Raw genomic sequence first — 23,627 nt, forward strand, 5'->3', positions numbered from 1 at the left:
TCGCAATTTCCTAAAGAAACTTCAGAGCGAGTTCGTCGGTCGCCAGCAGCGCCGCCGCCCTCGTTGGTGAGCGGTTTATAGTCCCACCCCTCAAACGAAGTCAACAGCTCAATTTCAAAAAAATCAATTTTCTCGTAAGTATCTGATGTTGCTCAGATATTTCAGCAATCGGCGTAACAGGCCATAGAATCGAGAAAATCAGTCATGTTCCGGCGCCCGAAATCTCATCCCCCGGCGAAAATGGAAGAAGTGCCTTTATACGCCCCGAAAGCACCTTCCCGGATGTCGGCGCCGGACGCCGGATCGATCGCTGTCGCCGGGACCGGCCAAGACCTGGTTGCCGCCCTTACGGGCTCCTCGACAATCCGGCGCCGAACGATAAACTCCAGCCAATTCGATGCGGATAAAAATGGTCACCGGCGTCACGGCGGCAGCCAAGCCATTCTCGAGCTGATCTAGAAGGGACGGCGACATGCAGGACAGGCTTTACATCGACGGCGAATGGGTCAGGCCTGAAAAGGGCGGGACACTGGATGTCGTCGATCCGGCGACCGAAGCGGTAATCCACAAGGCTCCGGCCGGCACCAGCGGCGACATCGACAAGGCCGTGAAAGCGGCGCGTTACGCCTTCGATTCCGGTCCCTGGCCGCACTTCACTGGAACCGAGCGCGCCGGCTATCTGCGCGCCATGGCAGAAAAGATCGCCGAGAAGCGGGAGTTTCTCGCCAGGCTCGAGGTCGCCGACAACGGCAAACCCCTGCCCGAGGCCCTGTGGGACATCGACGATGTCGTCAACTGTTTCAACTATTATGCCGGCCTTGCCGAGGAACTCGATCGCAATCCGGAAGAAACGATCCCGCTCAGCGAACCGCGTTTCTCGTCAAGGGTGGTACGCGAGCCGCTGGGTGTCGTCGGCGCGATCACCCCGTGGAACTATCCGCTGCTGATGGCCGCCTGGAAGGTGGCCCCTGCCCTTGCTGCCGGCTGCACCATGGTGCTGAAACCCTCGGAACTGACGCCGCTCACCGCACTTGAACTGGGCGTCATTGCCGAGGAGGTCGATCTTCCGGCCGGTGTGCTCAACATCGTCACCGGTACCGGGCCGCAGGCCGGCGAGCCGCTGACAGAGCATCCGCTTGTAGACAAGCTCGCCTTCACCGGCTCGGTTTCCACCGGCCGCAAGGTGATGATGGCCGGCGCACAGGACATCAAGAACGTCAGCCTGGAACTCGGCGGCAAATCTCCTTTCGTCATCTTCGCCGACAGCGACATCGACAAGGCCGTCGAATGGATCATGTTCGGCATCTTCTGGAACCAGGGCCAGGTCTGTTCCGCCACTTCGCGAGTACTGGTCCAGGCAAGCATCTATGACGCCGTGGTTTCGCGGCTATGCGAGGAAGCGGCGAAGATCAGGATCGGCAACGGCATGGACGAGGGTACCCTGCTCGGCCCGATCGTTTCCAGGGGGCAATACGACAAGATCGTTTCAGCAATCGAGCGCGCCCGCATCGACGGTGCGACGGTTGCCTTTGGCGGCAGGCGCCCCGCCGGTCTCGACCGCGGCTACTTCATCGAACCGACGGTGCTCACCGACATCAGCGAGGACAGCTACGTCTGGAAGGAGGAGATCTTCGGTCCCGTCGTCTGCGTCAAGCCGTTCAAGGACGAGGACGATGCGATCCGCATGGCCAATGACAGCCGCTTCGGGCTTGCCGCCGCCGTCATGTCGAAGGACGTGATGCGCGCCGAGCGCGTGGCCGAGGCGCTGCGCGCCGGCATCGTCTGGGTCAACTGCTCGCAGCCGACCTTCACCGAAGCGCCGTGGGGCGGCTACAAGCAATCCGGCATCGGCCGCGAACTCGGCCGCTGGGGACTTGCGAACTATCTGGAGACGAAGCAGATCACCCGGTACAACAGCGACGAGCCGTGGGGGTGGTATATCAAGGGGTGAGGTGATTTCGAGAAGGGGGCGGTGACTGTCACGCACGGGTGCCCCTCGCCGGCGTCAGTGATGACGCGATCGAAAACACGGTCTGTCACGTCAGACGTTTGAACGTCCATTTGACCACATATTCGCCGCTGCGCTTCCTTTTGGTTTTGGTCCGCACCCGGACCGGTCCGCCGAGCGCAATCTCGGCCTCCGCGAAGGCCCGGCGCGCCTCGGCGACGGCCTGGTGATAGGCGCTGTTGTCACGTTTCGGGCTTTGAGCAATCGCCTTGAGAAGGGCGATCGTGTCCTGCTTGTCTTCGGCCATGGATCTCCTTTGCGGCCGCGCATCAATCCATGTGGCGATGCCGGACACATAGCGGTCCCATACACGAACCAAGGCGCTCTTCTCAATCCCGGCTTCAAATCTGCGGCAGCATGGGACGAAAGTCATCACGCCAGCCAGAGCACGCGGCGCACAATCAGAGCCGAATTGCCGTTTCCTCTTTCGCCGTGCGAATTATCATCATGGTGAAGAAGCGGGCGACATTGGTCTGATCGCGGAATAACCTCTCGCAGAGAGAGTCGAATTCTTCCATATCGCGCAGGCGCAGCATTAAAACGACATCGGTTTCGCCAGTAACGGCATAGGCGTGTGAAACCGCCTCTTCGGCGATCGCGATGTCCAGAAAGCGGCGCATGTGCTGTTCGCCGTGCAATTTCAGTTCCACCGCAACCAGCGCCTTGATCACACGCCCGGCCTTTGCCGGGTTCAGGATCGCGACAATCCGGTCGATTACACCTGATTTTCGCAGCCGCTGTGTGCGGCGCAGGCAACTGGAGGGAGACAGGCCCACCTCGTCTGCCAGATCGACATTCGTGCGCGATGCATCGCGCTGCATAAGGTTCAAGAGTCTCCGGTCGATCCGATCCATCTTTCACAGCATAACCACCAACCGGGTATTTGCAATAAAATTGCACGGAACTGCAATTTCTGACCAAAAATGCGAATCGGCTCGGATTAACAGATCGAGGCAACCAAAAAGGAGCCTCTGATGCTGTTGTTGATCTCCGCCTTGCGCAAAACCAGGGAAACCCTGGAAATCTACTGGGTGCTCGTCAAGATCACGATCTCCATCGCGATCTTGACGGAGCTGTTGTCGAGAATGGGAGCGATCGAGATGGTGGCCCCTGTTTTTGCGCCGGTCATGCGTCTGGTTGGGCTTCCCCCGGAGCTGGGTCTGGCTTGGCTGACGGCAATGCTCGTCGGGATATGGGGCGCAGTCCCGCTTATCTTCACGCTCGTTCCTGCATCGTCCCTCAGCGAGGCGAATATCACGGTGTTCTCGGCGCTCATCCTGTTCGCGCACGGCTTGCCCGTCGAGCAGAAGATCATCCAGAAGGCAGGCCCGGGCATGATCGCCACGACGGTGCTGCGCATCGCGGGCGGTTTGTTCTACGCATTTCTACTGCACCATGTTCTGACGGCCACAGGCTGGTTATCGGCTCCGGCGAGCCCGGCCTGGATTCCCATAAGCTCCGCACCCGATTGGGCCGAATATCTCCGTGGTCTTGGAGAGACCATGATCTGGATGTTAATCATCCTCGTCGTCCTGTCGTGGGGCCTTGAAATTCTCAAGGTGACGGGAGTGCTGGAATTGCTGATGAAGGCTCTTTCGCCTGTCTTGCGCCTTGCCGGTATTGGCAGCGAAGCGGGGCATCTCACCGCTGTCGGATTGTTCCTCGGAATTTCCTACGGCGCCGGTCTTCTGATCCGCGAGGCGCAATCGGGCGCAATATCACCACGTCAGATCTTTCTTTCCTGTGTGTTCATGGGCTTCGCGCACAGCGTGATTGAGGACACTCTGGTCGTGATCTCGCTTGGCGCCAATGTTCACGGCGTTCTTGCCGGGCGGCTCGCCTTCGCGGTAGCGGCAACTGCCGCAATTGCCGCTCTGCTTCGCCACCTGTCGGATAAGACATTCTTTACGCAGATATTTCGGCTGAACACCATAAATGCTGAGGGACGTTGAGCTATGGACGAAAGACTGCTTCTGGCTGGCGAACTACCGTTCGCCGCTCCGCCCGGAAGCTTTGCACGCTCAACAACGACCGGTGCTGCCGCCGGAGTTCACCTGACCCCGACGAGTAACTCCCGATAGAGCCTATTCCGCTGCTTCTGCCTGCGGCGCCGGGACGTAATTGAGGATCGGTCCCAGCCAGCGTTCGACTTCCTCGATCGGCATGTCCTTGCGCGCGGCGTAGTCCTCGACCTGGTCGCGCTCGACCTTGGCAACGCCGAAATAATAGGCTTCAGGGTGGCCGATATAGAGGCCGGAGACCGAGGAGCCCGGCCACATGGCAAAGCTTTCCGTCAGCGTGACGCCGATTTCCTCCTCCGCCTTCAGCAGACGAAACAGGGTGGCCTTCTCCGTGTGATCGGGTTGCGCCGGATAGCCAGGGGCCGGTCGGATGCCGGCGTAGGGCTCACTGATCAGGTCGGTCGGGGCGAAGGTTTCGTCCGGCGCATAGCCCCAAAGGTCCTTTCGCACATATTCGTGCATGCGCTCGGCAAATGCCTCGGCGAACCGGTCGGCGAGTGCTTTCACCATGATCGAGGAATAATCGTCATTGGCGCGCTCGAAGCGTTCGGCGATCGCCACTTCCTCGATGCCGGCGGTGACGACGAAGCCGCCGAGATAATCGCGGTTGCCGCTCTCCACCGGTGCGAGGAAGTCGGACAGTGCCACGTTCGGGCGGCCGTCGCGCTTGCTCATCTGCTGGCGCAGCGTGAAGAACGTGGCAAGGTCCGCCGTCCGCGTCTCATCGGCAAACAGGCGGATATCGTCTCCCACCGCCCCGGCCGGCCAGAAACCGACCACGGCTTTCGGCGCGAACCATTTTTCGGCGATGACCTTGGCCAGCATGGCCTGGGCATCGGCGAAGAGCTGGCGGGCAGCCTCGCCCTGGCGTTCGTCGTCGAGAATTTTCGGGTAGACGCCCTTCAGTTCCCAGGTCTGGAAGAACGGCGTCCAGTCGATATAGCGCGCCAGTTCCGCAAGATCCCAATCCTGAAAGACGCGGGTGCCGAGGAAGGACGGCGTCTTCGGCTGATAGCTATCCCAATCGACCTTCTGCGCGTTGGCGCGGGCCCTTGCCAGCGGCAGCCGCTGCTTTTCCAGCTCGTTGCGGGCATGCGCGTCGGCGACCTTCCTGTATTCGGCGCGGACTGTCTCGACATAGCCATCCTTGGCTTCGGGCGACAGCAGGCTGGAGACGACGCCGACGGCGCGGCTGGCATCGGCGACGTAGACCGCCTGCCCCTGCCGGTAGCGCGGGTGGATCTTGACCGCCGTGTGTACGCGGCTTGTCGTGGCGCCGCCGATCAAAAGCGGAATGTCAAAGCCTTCGCGCTCCATTTCGGCGGCCACATGCGCCATCTCGTCAAGCGACGGCGTGATCAAGCCGGAAAGGCCGATGATATCGACATTTCTCTCGCGCGCGACCTCGAGGATTTTTGCGGCATGCACCATCACGCCGAGATCGATGATCTCGTAATTGTTGCAGGCGAGAACGACGCCGACAATGTTCTTGCCGATGTCGTGCACATCACCCTTCACCGTCGCCATCAGCACCTTGCCGGCGCTCTGGCGCTCGCCCTCGCCGCCACCTGCCAGCCGCTCGGCTTCCATGTGGGGCAGGAGAACCGCGACCGCCTGCTTCATCACGCGCGCGGACTTAACCACCTGCGGCAGGAACATCTTGCCGGAACCGAAGAGGTCGCCGACGACATTCATGCCGGCCATCAACGGGCCTTCGATGACATGCAGCGGCCGGGCGGCATTTTCCCGCGCCTCCTCCGTATCGGCGTCGATGAATTCGGTGATGCCGTTGACCAACGCATGCTCCAGCCGCTTTTCGACCGACCATTCGCGCCATTTCAGGTCCCGCTCCTTGGCTTGCCCGCCGGCCGTGCCCTTGAAGCGTTCGGCCAGTTCCAGGAGCCGCTCGGTCGAATCGGCGCGGCGGTTGAGCACGACATCCTCGCAGGCTTCCTTCAGCTCCGGCTCGATCTGGTCGTACACCGCAAGCTGGCCGGCGTTGACGATGCCCATGTCCATGCCCGCCTGGATGGCGTGATAGAGGAACACGGCGTGCATTGCCTCGCGCACTGGCTCGTTGCCGCGGAAGGAGAAGGAGAGGTTCGAGACGCCGCCGGAAATATGCACATGCGGCAGGGTCTCGATGATCTCGCGGGTCGCCTCGATGAAATCGACACCATAATTGTTGTGTTCGTCGATCCCGGTCGCCACCGCAAAGATGTTCGGATCGAAGATGATGTCTTCCGGCGCAAAACCTGCCTGTTCCGTCAGAAGCCGGTAGGCACGCGTGCAGATTTCCACCTTGCGGGCCTTGGTATCGGCCTGTCCCTGTTCGTCGAATGCCATGACGACGACGGCAGCGCCATAGGCGCGGCAGAGTCTTGCGTGATGCAGAAAGGTTTCCTCGCCCTCCTTCATCGAGATCGAATTGACCAGCGGCTTGCCCTGCACGCATTTAAGCCCGGCCTCGATGATCTCCCATTTCGAACTGTCGATCATCACAGGCACGCGGGCGATATCCGGCTCGGCGGCAATCAGGTTGAGGAACTCGACCATCGCCTGTTTCGAATCGATCAGGCCCTCGTCCATGTTGACGTCGATGATCTGGGCACCGTTCGCCACCTGGTCACGGGCGACATCGAGGGCGCCCGCATAGTCCCCGGCGGTGATCAGCTTGCGGAACTTGGCCGAACCCGTGACGTTGGTGCGCTCGCCGACATTGACGAAGGCGATATCCTTGCTGAGGGCGAACGGCTCCAGACCGGACAGCTTCATCAGCCGCGGCACCTCGGGAATCTGGCGCGGCGGGTGTTTCGAGACGGCCTCGGCGATCGCCCGGATATGGGCCGGCGTCGAGCCGCAGCAGCCGCCGACGATGTTGACGAGGCCCTCGCGGGCGAAGCCCTCGATCTGCGCCGCCATCTCCTCAGGGCTTTCGTCGTAGCGGCCGAATTCGTTGGGCAGACCTGCATTCGGATAGGCGCAGACGAAGGTATCGGCGACGTCGGAGATTTCCGTCAGATGCTCGCGCATGGCATTGGCGCCGAGCGCACAGTTCAGCCCGATGGTGAAGGGGTCGGCATGGCGCACTGAATGCCAGAAGGCGGCGGGCGTCTGGCCGGACAGGGTGCGGCCGGAAAGGTCGGTGATCGTACCGGAGATCATCACCGGCAGGCGGACGCCTTTTTCGATGAAGACCTCTTCGGTTGCGAAGATCGCCGCCTTGGCGTTCAGCGTGTCGAAGATGGTCTCGATCAAAATGATATCTGCGCCGCCGTCGATCAGGCCGCGGATCTGCTCGGCATAGGCGATCCGCAGGTCGTCGAAGGTCACCGCACGAAAGCCGGGATTGTTGACGTCGGGCGAAATCGAGGCGGTGCGGTTGGTCGGCCCGAGCGCGCCGGCGACGAAGCGGCGCTTGCCATCGACCTGCTGCGCCCTGAGCCCTGCACGCCGTGCCAGACGGGCTCCGTCGCGGTTCAGTTCATAGACCATCGCCTCCATGCCGTAATCCGCCTGGGCGATCGAGGTGGAGGAGAAGGTGTTGGTTTCGAGAATATCGGCGCCGGCAATGGCGTAGTTGTAGTGGATTTCCTCGATCGCGCCGGGCTGGGTCAGCGTCAGGAGGTCGTTGTTGCCCTGGAGATGACAGTCACAGCCGGCGAAACGATCGCCGCGGAAATGTTCCTCACCGAGGCCGAGCTGCTGGATCTCCGTGCCCATTGCGCCATCCATGATCAGGATGCGTTCGCGCGCTAGCGCCTTCAATGCGACCATGACTTCCGAACCATCCGGATGGGGTGAAACGGCGCCGAAAAGGGCATCGATGGCGGACATGGGAAATCTCCCGTTCTGAAAACGACCATACAGTAGCACACAGGGATCACATAAAGATATCTTTATGTCAACATATGCATGTCTGCAATCAAACGATCGGGCAAAAGAAACCGGCCCGTTTCAGGCGAAACGGGCCGGTCGGCGAGACATCAATCGAAGCGCGCGTCAGAGCCGCTTCAGGCAATCGTCGAGTTCGTAGATGGCGCAGACGATGTGATAGAAGCTGCTCGCCGGCGCCGGCTCGTCGACAAAGCTGCCGTCAGACTTTTGCTTGTCGCGCCACAAACCCGACACCGGCGTGTCGAGAAACCTCATCAGCGCCGATGCAGCGCGCACCGAGGAACGGAGATAGCGCTCGCGTTCCTCGCCCTGCGTCAGCGCCGCAAAGCGGATCGAGGCCTTCAGCCATTCCGTCTGCGGCCACAGCCGGGCAACCGGATCGGCCACCGAGAAATCGTCGAGAAGCGTCATCACGGCCACGTCGCGCGGCTGCGATATGCCATATTGCTCGCCGATCTCGAACAGGCGGCGCGCCTTGACAAGCGCGTCGGCATTGCCGCGCCGCTCGCCCCAGCGCAGGAGCAGCCAGGCCCACTCGAACTGGTGGCCCGGTTCGACGATGCGGCCCTTGTCGCCCGGCATCGGCGACCAGTCCTGATCGAAGAATTCGCGTAGCGCGCCGGTTTCCCTGTCGATGAAATGCCCCATGCACAGCGCCGCAATCTCATCGGCAAGGTTGGTCCAGGCGACCGCGTCGAATCCTTCGACGGCCTCGCTTGCCAGGCATGCCTCGAACAGGTGCATATGCGGATTGGAGCAGAGCGGCAGGCGCGGCGGATTGTCCTCCTCGAAGCCGGCCGATGGATGCCTGCAATGGGCCTCGAGCTTTTCACGCAACCTGTTGCTGCGTTCGATCATCTCCGCCTTCCGCTCCGGAAAGACCCGGGCGAGATAGGCGAACGACAAAAGGGCGAAGGCCTGATTGTAGAGATCGAAGGACGCGTCGATCAGGTTGCCGTCCGCGTCCGCCAGAGCCCCGTAAAAGCCGCTCGGCTGCAGATAAACCCGATCGAAATAGGCAATGCCGCTCCTGGCCACGCTTTGCCAGTCTCCCGGCCAGCCGCGGCGGCCCGCTTCCGCAAAGCAATAGACCTGGCGCGGCTGGACGCGCGACCGGCGGTTCGCCCGCGTCGGCTCGCCCGTCATGTCGATCGTCTCGACGAAACCGCCACTCGACACGTCAAAGCCCTTGCCGCGCCACATCGGCAGCGCCGCATTGGCGAGCCAGTCATTCAGCTTCGCAGAAAAGCCTCCAATGTCCATCGTCGATATCCGTCCTCTCCTACGCGCCGAGTTTCAGCGCGCCGATATCCTTGCCGAGGATGCCCGCAAGCGCCTCGACCACCATGTTGTGATCCTCGCGCTGCGGCAAGCCGGAAACCGTGACCGCGCCGATGCAGCCCGTGCCTTTCACGACGATCGGGAAGCTGCCGCCGTGCGGCGCAAACTCGGTGTCCGACAGGCCGAACTTGGCCTGCAGCGTGCTGTCCTGCCTGGCGAGCGTCAAGCCGATCGCATAGCTGCTTTTGAAAAAACGGAAGACGCAGTTGCGCTTGCGGCGCACCCAGCTCGGATTGTCGGGCGTCGATCCTTCCAGCGCCGCATAGAAGACCGGCATCGAAAACAGCGTCACGTCGATCACGACGCCGAGCTTCCGTTCAACCGCCATATCCCGCAGCAGCGAGCCGAGTTTCCAGCCGGTTTCCAGTCCGAAGCTGTCGAACTGCAGTTCCTGTTCCTGCAGCGCGATGCGTTCGAGATCCTTGTCGACGTTCATAGCCTTCTCCCTTGCCTGTCAGTCTTTCCAGAGCCAGGCGGCACCGCGCACACCGGAGCTGTCGCCGTGCACCGCCTTGCGGATCGGCGTTTCGAAACTGTCGCCGAAAATATATTTTACAATCAACTCCGGCAGTTCGTCGTAGATCTCGTCGACATTCGACATGCCGCCGCCAAGCACGAAGACATCGGGATCGACGATATTGGTGAGCAGCGCCAGGCTGCGGGCGAGCCGGTCGACGAAGCGCTCGTAGACGGCAGTGGCGACCGGATCGCCATTGCGCTTGTCGGCGATGATGTCGCGTCCGCGCCGGTCGATGCCCGTCGTCATCCGGTAATCGAGTTCGACGCCGGTACCGCAGGCATACATGTCGAGGCAGCCATGCTTGCCGCACCAGCATTTGTGGCCGGGATATTCGTCCTCTGTCATCCAGGGCAGCGGATAGTGGCCAATTTCGGCGGCGATCCCCTGATACCCGGCATGCACATGCTTGCCGATCGCAAGCCCCCCGCCGTGGCCGGTGCCGACGATGACGCCGAAAACCGTATGCGCATCCTTGCCGGCGCCATCGACGGCTTCGGACACCGCAAGACAATTGGCATCATTGGCAAGCCGCACGTCGCGTCCGAGCGCTGCCTGGAGATCGCGCCCGAGCGGCTGACCGTTAAGCAGCACGGCATTGGAATTGCGCACTATGCCGGTGCGCGGATTGGGACTGCCGGGAATGCCGATGCCGATCGTCCCTTGTTCCCCGGCCATCTGCTCGGCTGTCACGACAAGTTCCTGCACAGCGCGGATGCATGCATCATAGCCGCTGGTCGGCGTGGCGATGCGGTGACGGGCACGCGTCGTGCCATCGCGATCAAGCGCGATGACTTCCATTTTCGTGCCGCCCCAATCAATTCCAATGAACATGTCGAATCAAACTCTTGTGCGTCTCGTTGCAATGCGGCGCCTCATCGGCCGGGTCTCCTCCCGTTCCGCCGCCCTTGCTTAGCACCGGAAAAGCATCTCGCGCCAGTCCGTGCGGCTGCGAAGCCGCGCGAGAAAGTCCAGTTCCGGCCATCAGATGCAAAACCGCATCGGAAAACACTTGGCTTCGCGGCCGAGCTTTTGTAAGGGTTCTTTCCGGCTGGTCCCATAGCTCAGCAGGATAGAGCGCAGGATTCCTAATCCTGAGGCCGATGGTTCGAATCCATCTGGGATCACCAGTTTCTTGAGAGAGCGGCAGAGTTCGGCGCCGCCACCGACAGCTGTTCCCTTTGAGCATCCCGTCCGGCACATGCGCGCAAAGAAAAAGGCCGGGTGGAAACCCGACCTCTCCGACCCGCCTCGACAGCACTGCCAGTACATCCGTGGTCAGCCGCTGGAAACGAATTCCATGAGCGCAATATGGTGCACGAATGTAACCGTTTCAAGACATTGCCAGAAATAAGCGCAAATAGCGCCTCAGGCCGCATCCAGTGCCATCGTCAGGTCGGCGATCAGGTCGTCCGGGTGTTCGATGCCGATCGACAGGCGGATGGTCGATTCAAGCACGCCGATCCGCTCGCGCACGTCCACCGGCACGCCGGAGTGGGTCATGGTCGCGGGGTGACTGGCGAGCGATTCGGTACCACCCAGGCTGACGGCCAGCTTGAAGATCTGCAGCGTGTTGAGAAAGCGGAACGAGGCCGGCTGACCGCCGCGGATGTCGAAGGAGAAGGTCGAGCCGGCGCCGGTGCATTGCGCGACGAAGGTCTTGCCGATCGGCGAGCCGGCATCATGGTAGGGCAGATAATGGATCGTCTCGACCTTCGGATGATCGCGCAGGAAATCGGCAATCTGACGCGCGTTGCTGTTGGCCTTTTCCATGCGGATCGATAGCGTTTCCAGCGACCGGCCGAGCATCCAGCAGGAATGCGGATCCAGTTGCGTGCCGATGGCGCCGCGCAACGCCTTGATCTGCTTGATGATCGCCTTGGTGCCCAGCGCCGCGCCGGCGATCAGGTCGGAGTGGCCGCCGACATATTTGGTCAGCGAATAGAGCGAAAGATCCGCACCGTGCTCGATCGGCCGCTGGAAGACTGGCCCGAGCAGCGTGTTGTCGCAGGCGACGATCGGCGTGTGCCCCTGGGTTTCGCCTATCCTGTCGGCAATCCGCCGGATCATTGCGACATCGACAAGACTGTTGGTCGGGTTGGCCGGCGTTTCCATCAGGATCACCGAGACGCGGCCCTTGACCATGGCCGCATCCGCTGCCTGCTGCACCGACGCCTCGCTGACGCCATCGGCAAAGCCGACGGCGGCGACCCCCATGTTGAGGAAGGTCTTCGCCAGGAGCGTCTCGGTACCGCCGTAGAGCGGCTGCGAATGCAGGATCGCATCACCCGGCCTGACGAAGGCAAGAAGCGTCGTGGCGATCGCCGACATGCCGGAGGAAAACAGCGCGCAGCTTTCGGTGCGCTCATAGACCGCCAGGCGGTCCTCGACGATTTCGCTATTGGGGTGATTGAAGCGGGAATAGACGAGCCCCGCGCCTGTGCCCGCTGGCGGTTCGCGGCGACCGGAGACGAAGTCGAAGAAGTCACGGCCCTCCTCCGCCGATTTGAAAACGAAGGTCGAGGTCAGGAAGACCGGCGGCTTGACCGCCCCCTCGGACAATTCCGGATCGTAGCCATAGTTCAGCATCTGCGTTTCCGGATGCAGTTTATGATTGCCAATGTGGGTCTTGGAAGGGTGTGGAGCGGTCATGACGGTCTCCGGCGTTTTGATGCGATCGACGCAGTCTACATCAGTTTCGATCGCTACTTCTTGCCAATCCGACGACTTTTGAGACTAAAAGTTGCGCGCCGGCGATCAAATCTGGACAAAATCCGGAATTTCCGGCGACGCCGGATGTCTCGTAGCCCCGCAAATAATACCGAGGCCCGCCCGGCAGACGCTCTGGGCCGGAGACTGCCGACTTGATTGCAGCCTTCGCCTGATCATTTGCGGCCGATCTGCCGCAAACGGCCCTCCACGCATCAGGTCAGTGCATCAGGTCACGTCGGTTTGTGCATCGTGCAGGATATTCATCTGCTTGCGCTCACGCGCCATGTCGCTGACGGCGGCCCGCAGCCGCGGATGCCGGGTCATGAAGATGTTGAAGTCGCGCCGGTCGAGCTTCAGGAACTGGCAGAAATCCACCGCGATCACGTCGGCGGTGCGCACTCCGCCGCTGAGCAGGGCCATCTCGCCGAAAAAGGCGCCCGCTTCCAGGAGAATCGCCTTGTCCGGCAAGCGCACCTCGACGGCACCGGCAGCAATGAAATACATGGCGTCGCCGCGCTCGCCGACCCTGATGACCTTGTCGCCCGGCGATGCCGACGCCGGCCGGAACAGCAGAAGAAGCTCCTCCAGGGCATGTTCATTGACCTCGGAAAATATCGGAAAGGTGTTCACCAGTTGCTGCTTCTTCAACTGTTGCTGGCTTTCCTTCTCCTCGGCCTTTTCACGGATGACCTCGAGCTCCCGCGTCAGCGCGACAAATTTGGGCTGACCGTACCGGCCCGCGAACGCAGGCATGGCGCTGCCGATTGCCGCTTTCAGTTTCGCCGCGACCCCGAACATCAGCGGGTTCAGCGTGATCGACAGAATGGCGCCGGCGAGTATGAGGTCGTGGCCCTCCTGTGACAGGAGCCCGAGCGAGACGCCGAGGCCGGCGACGATGAAGGAGAACTCGCCGATCTGCGCCAGGCTTGCTGCCACCGTCAGCGCCATCGACAGGGGGTAGCGCAACAGCAGCACGAAACCGGCCGCGATCAGCGACTTGCCGCAGGTGATCAGCGCCAGGATGGCGATCACGGCAAGCGGCTGGTGGATCAGCACCATCGGGTTGAACAGCATGCCGACCGAAACGAAGAACAGCACCGAGAAGGCATTCTGCAACGGCAGCGAATCGGCGGCGGCCCGATGGCTGAGGTGGGATTCGCTCATGATGACGCCGGCGAAGAACGCCCCGAGCGCGAAGGACACCCCGAAGATCGTCGCCGAGCCGAAGGCGATCCCGAGTGCTATGGCCAGAACCGTAAGCGTGAACAATTCCCTCGAGCCAGTGCGCGCGACCAGCGTCAGCAGCCACGGCACCAGCCTCGGTCCGAGCACGACGGCTAGCACCGCAAAGGCGCCGAGCTTGACCAGCGTCAGGAGGATGGTGAGCGCGATCGACGAACCGCCCGCGCCTGCAGCATGCGCCGCTGCCCCATCCCCCAGCACCTCCGCGACGATGGGCAGGAGGACGAGCGTCAGGACCATCGCCAGGTCCTCGACGATAAGCCAGCCGATCGCCACGCGGCCGTTGGGCGAATTGACGAGGTTTCGCTCCTCGAGAGCCTTGAGCAGCACCACGGTGCTGGCAACGGAAACACACAGGCCGAAGACCAGGCCGGCCCCGAGGCTCCAGCCCCAAAGGGTGCAGAGACCCATGCCGAGCAGCGTCGCAAGGATGATCTGGCCAATGGCGCCGGGAATGGCGATACCGCGAACAGCGATGAGGTCCGATGCAGAGAAATGCAGCCCGACGCCGAACATCAGCAGGATGACACCGATTTCAGCCAGTTGCGCCGCAAGGTTGCTGTCGGCGTTCAAACCCGGCGTAAACGGCCCTATCAGAACACCGGCAACCAGATAGCCGACGAGCGGCGGCAAACGAAGCCTGTCCGCAAGATAGCCAAAACCGGCAGCAAGCACGAAGCTGATCGCCACCGTCGCTACCAAAGCCATATCCTGATGCACGCCCTGCTCCCGCCCGCCTACGGCTGTTTGCCGATACTATGTCTCGACATCGTATGCTGCCCCTGACGCCTTTATAAAGTGGCACCTCGGGAAAATGATGGGTTTATCGCCAATAAACGGCCAGCGATCCCGTCAAGTTGCGCGCAAAGCCTCTTCATGTATCAACGTTAACGGGAATTTCCCGTCCGGCTTCACGATGCAATCAGCAGGTACCAGACGTTGACGGACCCAAGCGATGTCTTGTGGAGCGCCCGAATCGCCCGGGCGACACCGCCGTCGCACAGTTAGTCGCTCGATAAGTGGGCCGGATCTCGCGCCACGGCTCGTTGATACAATCGGCCACTGGCCGATCCCGGTACGTGGCGCCTCCTCAATGTCGCTCGCATCGCGGCATCGTGATACTATGCGAACGGCAAGTCTCCGGCCGGCGTAAATGGACGTGCAGCAAAACGATCCGGTCACGTTCTGAGCATGCTGCCCAAATTTTAGGCTGTTGGCACAGAGCACCTATTTTAGGCATTGCCAAGATTATTGCACTGCGTCATCTATGCGCCATGGCTTATTTTGACCTCACCATTCTCGTCATCGACGAGAACGCGATCCGCGCCTCCATCATCGAGGAAGGATTGCGTGAGGCCGGTCACACGAAAGTAACCGTGGTCCATGAAGTCAATGGCATCGCTCGAATCATCGAGACGCTGCAGCCGGACGTGATCGTCATCGATCTTGAAAACCCCAATCGCGACATGATGGAGCATCTGTTCCAGCTCACCCGCACGGTTGGCCGGCCGATTGCCATGTTCGTCGATCGCTCCGACACGGCCTCGATCGAGGCGGCCGTGGAAGCCGGCGTCTCAGCCTACATCGTCGACGGCCTGAAGAAGGAGCGCGTCAAGCCCATTCTCGACATGGCCGTCAGTCGCTTCAATGCCTTCAGCCGGCTGCAGCGGGAACTCGCCGACGCCAAATCGGCGCTGGAGGAACGCAAGATCATCGAGCGGGCCAAGGGCATCCTGATGAAAATGCGCGGCCTTTCCGAAGAGCAGGCCTTTGCCCTGCTGCGCCAAACGGCCATGAACGAAAAGAAGAAGATATCGGATATCGCCCAGAGCGTGGTTACAGCGGCAGGATTGCTGATGTGATGAACGTGCGCCAGTCCGAGATCTTCCGGGAGACATTGGAGTGAACATGATCACCAGCCTCACGGAATTGAGCGGCGACGGCCGCCTTGCCGCACCGGCAGGCCTTGCCAGCGAAGGTTCGCGCACCCTGCGCGCCGGTTTCATTCCGCTGGTCGACGCCTCGGTGCTGATCGCCGCTTGCGAATTCGGCTTTGCACAGAAGGAAGGCCTCACCCTGGACCTGGTCAAGGACGTTTCGTGGGCGAACGTCCGCGATCGCCTTGCCTTCCGGCAGTTCGACATTGCCCACATGCTCTCGCCCATGCCCGTCGCCTCGATGCTCGGCCTGGGTTCCAACCCGTCGCCGACGATCACGCCCTTCTCGTTGGGGCGCGGCGGCAATGCGATCACGCTCTCGACAAGGCTTTTTGCCCGGATGCGCGAGACGGCGGCCTTGCCTGAAACGGCAGGCGCCCTGGAGAACGCGCACGCGCTTGCGAAGGTCATTGGAGAGTTGAAAGCACGCGGCGAACCGTTGCCGACATTGGGCGTCACCTACCCCTTCTCCTCGCACAACTACGAATTCCGCTACTGGCTGGCGGCAGGCGGCATCGATCCGGACCGCGACGTCAAGCTCGTCGTCGTACCGCCGCCGATGACGTCGGACGCCCTCGCCGCCGGCGCCATCGACGGCTTCTGCGTCGGCGCGCCATGGAACATGGTCGCCTCGGAGCGCGGCGTCGGCCGTATCGTCGCCGCCAAGCAGGACATCTGGCCGTCCGCGCCCGAAAAGGTGATCGGCATGCGGCCCGAATGGGCTGAAACGCATCCGGAAACGGTCTCTCGATTGATCGTCGCGCTGGATGCGGCGGCGCGCTGGTGCGACCGTCCCGACAATCACGACGCCCTTTCGGAAGCGCTCGCCGATGCACGGTATCTCGCTGCACCGGTCGACATCATTCGTCGCGTGCTGGCCGGCGAATTTAATCTCGATGACCGGGGCAACCGGCGAATCATCGACAGCTATTTCGCCTTCCATGCCGGGTTCGCCAACTATCCGCGCCCGAGCCAGGCCCTGTGGATCTACAGCCAGATGATCCGCTGGGGCCAGACCGACCTGTCCCCCGCCGGCATGACGGCGTCAGCGGCGGCCTATAGGCCCGACATCTACCGCCTGGCGCTTGGCGCGAACGCCGCACCACTATTGGACGACGATATTCGCATCGAGGGGGCCTTGGACGGAGACCGCTTCCTGGACGGGCAGATCTTCGACCCGTTCCGGATGGAGGACTACATTGCCGGGTTCGCGGTGAAACGCTCGGCGCCCGGCGGCCACGGCGGCGACGAAATCTAGCGCCCGCAGCGTTTGCATTGCACAAAATTCGCACCCGCACTTGCTGCCCCAAGAGCAACAGATGAAATTTTCAGCACAAAATAGCGTCGATCAAAAATTACTCATTTGGCAGATTGACGTAAAAACCCATGTAATTTCATAGGCATAATTCTTCTCCTCCAAAATGGCACGGGCTTTGCATTACATGAATCGCTCCGGTCAATGGCGACCGCAGTAAGACGAACGCGCCATAGGCGTTCGCAAGAGACATCGACGTCGCAAGGGTTTTGCAGTCCGGGATTCCTCCTTCCCGAAGACGCAAATCTCCGAGCGGCGTTTTTTTATGCCCAAATCCGACCGGCCACAGCAGAGGGAACTGTTCATGAAGACGACTTTCAGAAACGGCATCAGCCGCCGCAGCCTACTCAAAACGACCGCCACCGCTGCGCTGTTCGGCGCTATCAAGACGGCCTTCCCGTCTGGCGCCTTTGCCGCCGGCGCAGGCCCGGAAGTGACCGGCGTCAAGCTTGGCTACATCGCGCTGACCGATTCGGCGGCGCTGATCATCGCCAAGGAAAAAGGCTTTTTCGAAAAGCACGGGCTTCCGGACGTCGAGGTTGCCAAGCAGGCTTCCTGGGGCGCGACACGCGACAACCTCGTCCTCGGCGGTGCAGCCAACGGCATCGATGGTGCGCATATCCTCTCGCCGTTGCCGTACCTCATGCATACCGGCAAGGTGACGCAGAACAACGTTCCCGTGCCGATGGCTATCCTCGCCCGCCTGAACTGTGACAGCCAGGCGATCTCCGTTGCCAAGGAATATGCTGATACCGGCGTCCAGCTCGACGCCTCGAAGCTGAAGGCCGCATTTGAGAAAAAGAAGGCTGATGGCGGGGAAGTGAAGGTGGCGATGACCTTCCCCGGCGGCACCCACGATCTCTGGATCCGCTACTGGCTGGCCGCAGGCGGCATCGACCCGGACAAGGACGTCTCGACCATCGTCGTGCCGCCGCCGCAGATGGTGGCGAACATGAAGGTCGGCAACATGGACTGTTTCTGTGTCGGCGAACCGTGGAACGAACAGCTCGTCAACCAGGGCATCGGCTTTACTGCAGCATCGACCGGGGAACTCTGGAAGGGCCACCCGGAAAAGGCGCTCGGCGCTCGCGCCGATTGGGTCGAGAAGAACCCCAACGCCGCCAAGGCGCTGATGATGGCCGTGATGGAAGCCCAGCAATGGTGCGAAAGCATGGACAACAAGGAAGAGTTGGCGACGATCGTCGGCAAGCGGCAATGGTTCAACGTGCCGACGAAGGACATCATCGGCCGGCTGAAGGGCGACATCAACTACGGCAATGGCCGGGTCGTCACCGGCACCGATCTCTACATGAAATTCTGGGCGAACGGCGCATCCTATCCGTTCAAGAGCCACGACACCTGGTTCATGGCCGAGAACATCCGCTGGGGCAAACTGGCGCCCGACACGGACATCAAGGCGCTGGTCGATCAGGTGAACCGCGAAGATATCTGGCGGGCGGCCGCCGCTGATCTTGGCGTTGCCGCATCGGACATTCCGGCCTCGACCTCGCGCGGCAAGGAAACCTTTTTCGACGGCAAGGTCTTCGATCCGGAAAACCCCTCTGCCTATCTCGATAGCCTGTCGATCAAGGCCGCGTCCTGATCAAAACAGCCTCGGCGCGGCCCCCCTGCGCCGATTTCCTCTTAGCTTTCAGGAGTTCTTCCATGCCCGCACTGGCCCGCACGGAAAAAATCGCAACGGCTCAACTGCCGAAGACTAGCGCAAGCGTCCTGCCCTTCTCCGGCCGGCCCGCCACGAAAACGAAGCCGAAGCAGATCGCGGTCGCGCTCGCACGCAATGTCCTGCCGCCGCTGGTCGTGCTCATCGTCATCCTGACGATCTGGCAGATCCTCTGTTCCGGCGCCGGCGCGACGCTGCCGCCGCCGTCGCAGGTCTGGGAGGAAAGCTACGATCTGATCGCCTATCCGTTCTTCGACTACGGCTCGCAGGATATCGGCCTTGGCTGGAGGGTGCTGATCTCGCTGCAGCGCGTTGCCTACGGTTTCGGCCTTGCCGCGATCACCGGCGTGTTCATCGGCGCAGTCATCGGCCAATCCGTCTGGGCCATGCGCGGGCTTGATCCGATCTTCCAGATTCTCCGCACCGTTCCACCGCTCGCCTGGCTGCCGCTGTCGCTCGCTGCGTTCCAGGATTCCAATCCGTCAGCGATCTTCGTGATCTTCATCACCTCGATCTGGCCGGTGATCATCAACACCGCCGTCGGCGTGCGCAACATCCCCCAGGACTACCGCAACGTCGCCAAGGTGCTGTGCCTCAACCAGTTCGAATTCTTCTTCAAGATCATGCTGCCGTCGGCAGCCCCTTACATCTTCACCGGCCTTCGCATCGGCGTCGGCCTGTCCTGGCTCGCCATCGTCGCGGCTGAAATGCTGACCGGCGGCGTCGGCATCGGCTTCTTCATCTGGGATGCGTGGAACTCGTCGCGCCTGCCCGACATCATCGTCGCGCTCGTCTATATCGGCGTCGTCGGCTTCATCCTCGACAAGCTGGTCTCAGCCGTCGGCTCCATCGTCACTCGCGGCGCATCCGCCAACTGAGGATACAGTCATGAGCGCCTATCTCAAACTCGACCATATCGACAAGCACTTCGACCGGGGCGGTCAACGCGCCGAGGTGTTGAAGGGTGTCAACCTGACGATCGACAAGGGCGAATTCGTCTCGATCATCGGCCATTCGGGCTGCGGCAAGTCGACCCTGCTCAACCTGATCGCCGGCCTGACGCCGGTTTCGTCCGGAGCCGTGCTGCTCGAAAACCGGGAGGTCAATGCACCCGGACCGGAACGCGCCGTCGTCTTCCAAAACCACAGCCTGCTTCCCTGGCTGACGGTCTATGAGAACGTCAACCTCGCCGTCTCCAAGGTTTTCGGCAGGACGAAAAGCAAGACGGAACGGCATGACTGGGTCATGGCCAATCTCGACCTCGTGCAGATGGGCCATGCTAGGGACAAGAGGCCGTCAGAGATTTCCGGCGGCATGAAGCAGCGCGTCGGCATCGCCCGGGCGCTCGCCATGGAGCCGAAGATCCTGCTGCTCGACGAGCCCTTCGGCGCGCTCGACGCCCTGACGCGGGCGCATCTGCAGGACGCAGTGATGGAAATTCACGCCCGTCTCGGCAACACCATGGTGATGATCACCCATGACGTCGATGAAGCAGTGCTTCTGTCTGACCGGATCGTCATGATGACCAATGGCCCGGCGGCCTGCATCGGCGAAGTCCTCAACGTGCCGATTGGCCGGCCGCGCAATCGCATCGAGCTCGCTTCCGACCGGACATATCTCAAGTGCCGCGAGGCCGTGCTGAAGTTCCTCTACGAACGCCACCGTTTTGTCGAAGCGGCCTGAACCCACAAGGAAACTAAGCCATGACACCGAATGACATCGATCTCGTGCAGTCTTCCTTCGCCAAGGTCGTGCCGATCAGGGAAGCGGCTGCCGAGCTTTTCTACGGCCGGCTGTTCGAGATCGCGCCCGACGTGAAGCCCATGTTCAAGGGCGAGATGAAGGAACAGGGCCGCAAGCTGATGACCACGCTCGCCGTCGTCGTCAATGGCCTGAAGGACCTGCCGAGCATCCTGCCGGCCGCTGAAGCGCTCGCCGTCAAGCACAACGATTACGGCGTCAAGCCTGAGCACTACACCCCGGTCGGCGAGGCTTTGATCTGGACGCTCGACAAGGGCCTCGGCAAGGATTTCACACCCGAGACCCGCGACGCCTGGATCTCGGCCTACACCACCCTTTCCGGCGTAATGATCGCGGCGAGCCGTCGCAAGATCGAGGCTGCGGAGTAAGATCATGACGGAAAAGCTCGTTATCATCGGCAACGGCATGGCCCCCGGGCGCATGCTGGAGCATCTGCTGGAACAGGCGCCGGGCCTCTATGAGGTCACGATCTTCAACGCCGAGCCGCGCGTCAACTACGACCGCATCATGCTCTCGCCGGTGCTATCCGGCGAAAAGAGCTATGAGGAAATCGTCATCCATGGCGATGGCTGGTACATCGAGCACGGCATCACGCTCTACAAGGGCCACAAGATCGTCTCGATCGACCGCGCCAAAAAGACGGTGACCTCCGATCACGGGGTGACGGAAAGCTATGACAAGCTCGTCATCGCCACCGGCTCCGTACCCTTCATCATCCCGGTGCCCGGCAAGGATCTGCCCGGCGTCATCACCTATCGCGACCTCGACGACGTGCAGGCGATGCTGCTTGCCGCCCAGTCGCGCGAAAAGGCGGTCGTCATCGGCGGCGGCCTGCTTGGGCTGGAAGCCGCTGCAGGCCTTGCCGCGCGCGGCATGGATGTCACCGTGCTACACGTGATGCCGACCCTGATGGAGCGCCAGCTCGATCCGGCTGCCGGCTACCTCTTGCAGAAAGCCGTCGAGGAACGTGGCATCAAGGTCATCTGCAAGGCCAACACCAAGGCGATCATCGGCGATGGCAAGGTCGAGGGCGTCGAGCTTGACAACGGCACGATCATCCCCGCGACGCTGGTGGTCATGGCTGTCGGCATCCGCCCGAACGCCAATCTCGCCAAGGAAGCGGGGCTTGCCGTCAATCGCGGCATAGTTGTCGATGCCGGCATGCAGACCTCCGACGGCGACATCCTGGCGCTCGGCGAATGCGCCGAGGTCGGCGGCATGGTCTACGGTCTCGTCGCACCGCTCTACGAAATGGCCCGCATCGCCGCTTCGCATCTCGCCGGCGACCGCTCGCCCGCCTTTGTGCATTCCGACACGCCGACCAAGCTCAAGGTCACCGGCATCAATCTCTTCTCCCTCGGTGATTTCGCCGAAGGCGACGACCGCGAGGAGATCGTGCTGCGCGACGCGACGGCGGGTGTCTACAAGCGTTTGGTGCTGAAGGACAACCGCATTATCGGCACGGTGCTCTACGGCGAAACCGCCGATGGCGCCTGGTTCAACGACCTGAAGAAGAAAGCCACCGACATATCGGAAATGCGTGAAACGCTCATTTTCGGCCAGGCCTACCAGGGAGGGTCCCCGCTGGACCCTATGGCGGCCGTTGCAGCCTTGCCGGATGATGCGGAAATCTGCGGCTGCAACGGCGTCTGCAAGGGCAAGATCACCGGTACAATCACCGCGAAGGGACTGACCTCGCTCGACGACGTGCGGGCCCATACCAAGGCATCCGCCTCCTGCGGCTCCTGCACCGGGTTGGTCGAACAGCTGATGTCGATGACGCTCGGCGACGCCTACAATCCGGCCGCCGTTCAGCCGATGTGCGCCTGCACCGAGCTCGGACATGACGACGTGCGTCGCCTGATCAAGGCCAAGGGGCTGAAGACCATTCCGGCCGTCATGCAGGAACTGGAATGGAAGACCTCCTGCGGCTGCGCCAAATGTCGCCCGGCCCTCAACTACTACCTCGTCTGCGACTGGCCGGACGAATATGCCGACGATTACCAGTCGCGCTTCATCAACGAGCGCGTCCACGCCAATATCCAGAAGGACGGAACCTATTCGGTGGTGCCGCGTATGTGGGGCGGCGTGACCAATTCGAAGGAACTGCGCGCCATCGCCGACGTGGTCGACAAATTCGACGTGCCGCTCGTCAAGGTCACCGGCGGCCAGCGCATTGACCTGCTCGGCATCGAGAAGGAAGACCTGCCCGCCGTCTGGGCCGATCTCGGCAAGGCCGGCTTCGTCTCAGGCCAGGCCTATGCGAAGGGCCTGCGCACAGTCAAAACCTGCGTCGGTTCCGACTGGTGCCGCTTCGGCACGCAGGATTCGACTGGGCTCGGCATCCGCATCGAGAAGTTCATGTGGGGATCGTGGACGCCGGCCAAGCTCAAGATGGCCGTCTCCGGCTGTCCGCGAAACTGCGCCGAAGCAACCTGCAAGGATATCGGGGTCATCTGCGTCGATTCGGGCTTCGAGATCCATTTTGCCGGGGCTGCCGGACTCGACATCAAGGGCACGGAAGTGCTCGGCCTCGTCAAGACCGAGGACGAGGCGCTGCAGCATATCGTGGCGCTGACGCAGATGTACCGCGAGCAGGGCCGCTATCTCGAACGCATCTACAAATGGGCCAAGCGCATCGGTCTCGATGAGATCCGCCGCCAGATCATGGGCGATGCGCAGAAGCGCCAAGCCTACTACGACCGCTTCGTCTTTTCCCAGAAATTCGCCCAGGTCGACCCCTGGTCGGAGCGTGTCTCCGGCAAGGACAAGCATGAGTTCCGGCCGATGGCAACGGTTGGATACTCGGAAGCGGCGGAGTGACGGACATGGAAACGAACTGGATCGCAATCGGCGACATCAACGATATCCCGCTGCGCGGCGCACGCTGCGTGAAGACGCCGCAAGGCAAGATCGCCGTGTTTCGCACGGCCGAAAACGAAGTCTTCGCCATCGAGGATCACTGCCCGCACAAGGGCGGGCCGCTTAGCCAGGGCATCGTTCACGGCAAGGCGGTCACCTGCCCGCTGCACAACTGGGTGATCTCGCTCGAAAGCGGCAAGGCACTCGGTGCCGATGAGGGCGAGGTCAAGACCATCGCTGTTCGCAACGAGGACGGTGCGCTCTCCATCGCGTTCGAAAGCCTGATGATGGCGGCGGAGTAAGCCGGCATGACAGGAAGGACACCCCCCTCTG

18 protein-coding genes and 1 tRNA gene are annotated in these 23,627 nt (G+C 61.8%); 11 read left to right on the plus strand and 8 right to left on the minus strand.

All coding sequences use genetic code 11. From position 1 onward, the window contains the following. Positions 1-472 precede the first annotated feature (472 nt). Complete coding sequence (locus JNB71_RS23605) at positions 473-1,951, plus strand: aldehyde dehydrogenase family protein (protein WP_220374212.1); 1,479 nt, start codon at positions 473-475, stop codon at positions 1,949-1,951. 85 nt (positions 1,952-2,036) lie between these two features. On the opposite strand, the gene JNB71_RS23610 is transcribed toward JNB71_RS23605, so the two are convergent. Together JNB71_RS23610 and JNB71_RS23615 are read right to left on the minus strand one after the other, a co-directional pair. After that, positions 2,037-2,255: a hypothetical protein gene (locus tag JNB71_RS23610; protein WP_220374213.1), complete on the minus strand. Its 219-nt coding sequence runs from the start codon at positions 2,253-2,255 to the stop codon at positions 2,037-2,039. 154 nt (positions 2,256-2,409) lie between these two features. Further along, the gene (locus JNB71_RS23615; RefSeq protein WP_220374214.1) at positions 2,410-2,862 is read right to left on the minus strand and encodes an Lrp/AsnC family transcriptional regulator; all 453 of its coding nucleotides are present in this window, start codon (positions 2,860-2,862) and stop codon (positions 2,410-2,412) included. A 120-nt stretch (positions 2,863-2,982) separates the two neighbouring features. On the opposite strand from JNB71_RS23615, the gene JNB71_RS23620 reads away from it, so the two are divergent. Beyond that, entirely contained in the window at positions 2,983-3,960 is a 978-nt protein-coding gene (locus JNB71_RS23620) for a nucleoside recognition domain-containing protein (protein WP_220374215.1), read from the plus strand. Between the two features lie 132 nt (positions 3,961-4,092). Here JNB71_RS23620 and metH read toward each other — a convergent pair whose 3' ends face one another. The 4 genes from metH to JNB71_RS23640 all read right to left on the minus strand — a co-directional run bounded on the left by metH (position 4,093) and on the right by JNB71_RS23640 (position 10,618). Continuing rightward, complete coding sequence (metH, locus tag JNB71_RS23625; protein WP_220374216.1) at positions 4,093-7,866, minus strand: methionine synthase; 3,774 nt, start codon at positions 7,864-7,866, stop codon at positions 4,093-4,095. Between the two features lie 165 nt (positions 7,867-8,031). Next, entirely contained in the window at positions 8,032-9,189 is a 1,158-nt protein-coding gene (locus tag JNB71_RS23630) for an AGE family epimerase/isomerase (protein ID WP_220374217.1), read from the minus strand. A gap of 19 nt (positions 9,190-9,208) precedes the next feature. After that, the gene (locus JNB71_RS23635) at positions 9,209-9,703 is read right to left on the minus strand and encodes a heme-degrading domain-containing protein (RefSeq protein WP_220374218.1); all 495 of its coding nucleotides are present in this window, start codon (positions 9,701-9,703) and stop codon (positions 9,209-9,211) included. Positions 9,704-9,721: 18 nt separating this feature from the next. Then, positions 9,722-10,618 (minus strand): ROK family protein, encoded by an 897-nt coding sequence (locus JNB71_RS23640; RefSeq protein ID WP_220374219.1) that lies wholly within the window; start codon positions 10,616-10,618, stop codon positions 9,722-9,724. A 219-nt stretch (positions 10,619-10,837) separates the two neighbouring features. On the opposite strand from JNB71_RS23640, the gene JNB71_RS23645 reads away from it, so the two are divergent. Further along, positions 10,838-10,914 (plus strand) — tRNA-Arg (locus tag JNB71_RS23645). Positions 10,915-11,152: 238 nt separating this feature from the next. Here JNB71_RS23645 and JNB71_RS23650 read toward each other — a convergent pair. Beyond that, the gene (locus JNB71_RS23650; RefSeq protein ID WP_220374220.1) at positions 11,153-12,436 is read right to left on the minus strand and encodes a cystathionine gamma-synthase family protein; all 1,284 of its coding nucleotides are present in this window, start codon (positions 12,434-12,436) and stop codon (positions 11,153-11,155) included. A gap of 285 nt (positions 12,437-12,721) precedes the next feature. Next, on the minus strand, positions 12,722-14,458 hold the full coding sequence (locus tag JNB71_RS23655) for a cation:proton antiporter (RefSeq protein WP_220374221.1): 1,737 nt from the start codon (positions 14,456-14,458) through the stop codon (positions 12,722-12,724). Positions 14,459-15,012: 554 nt separating this feature from the next. Here JNB71_RS23655 and JNB71_RS23660 point away from each other — a divergent pair. The 8 genes from JNB71_RS23660 (at position 15,013) to nirD (ending at position 23,596) form a co-directional block, all read left to right on the plus strand. Then, complete coding sequence (locus JNB71_RS23660; protein ID WP_018328237.1) at positions 15,013-15,600, plus strand: ANTAR domain-containing response regulator; 588 nt, start codon at positions 15,013-15,015, stop codon at positions 15,598-15,600. Positions 15,601-15,646: 46 nt separating this feature from the next. Then, on the plus strand, positions 15,647-16,933 hold the full coding sequence (locus JNB71_RS23665) for a CmpA/NrtA family ABC transporter substrate-binding protein (RefSeq protein ID WP_222857408.1): 1,287 nt from the start codon (positions 15,647-15,649) through the stop codon (positions 16,931-16,933). Between the two features lie 361 nt (positions 16,934-17,294). After that, positions 17,295-18,593, plus strand: a complete 1,299-nt coding sequence (locus tag JNB71_RS23670; RefSeq protein ID WP_220374223.1) for a CmpA/NrtA family ABC transporter substrate-binding protein — start codon at positions 17,295-17,297, stop codon at positions 18,591-18,593. Between the two features lie 62 nt (positions 18,594-18,655). After that, positions 18,656-19,549, plus strand: coding sequence for a nitrate ABC transporter permease (gene ntrB, locus JNB71_RS23675; RefSeq protein ID WP_220374224.1), 894 nt, complete (start codon positions 18,656-18,658; stop codon positions 19,547-19,549). A gap of 10 nt (positions 19,550-19,559) precedes the next feature. Beyond that, positions 19,560-20,354 (plus strand): ABC transporter ATP-binding protein, encoded by a 795-nt coding sequence (locus JNB71_RS23680; RefSeq protein WP_220374225.1) that lies wholly within the window; start codon positions 19,560-19,562, stop codon positions 20,352-20,354. Between the two features lie 20 nt (positions 20,355-20,374). After that, positions 20,375-20,800: a globin family protein gene (locus tag JNB71_RS23685; RefSeq protein ID WP_220374226.1), complete on the plus strand. Its 426-nt coding sequence runs from the start codon at positions 20,375-20,377 to the stop codon at positions 20,798-20,800. Between the two features lie 4 nt (positions 20,801-20,804). Continuing rightward, positions 20,805-23,255, plus strand: coding sequence for a nitrite reductase large subunit NirB (gene nirB / locus JNB71_RS23690; protein WP_220374227.1), 2,451 nt, complete (start codon positions 20,805-20,807; stop codon positions 23,253-23,255). Between the two features lie 5 nt (positions 23,256-23,260). After that, on the plus strand, positions 23,261-23,596 hold the full coding sequence (gene nirD / locus JNB71_RS23695; protein WP_220374228.1) for a nitrite reductase small subunit NirD: 336 nt from the start codon (positions 23,261-23,263) through the stop codon (positions 23,594-23,596). Positions 23,597-23,627: the final 31 nt, after the last annotated feature.

This window comes from Rhizobium herbae, assembly GCF_019511375.1.
GTDB classification, from domain to species: Bacteria; Pseudomonadota; Alphaproteobacteria; order Rhizobiales; family Rhizobiaceae; genus Pararhizobium; species Pararhizobium herbae_A.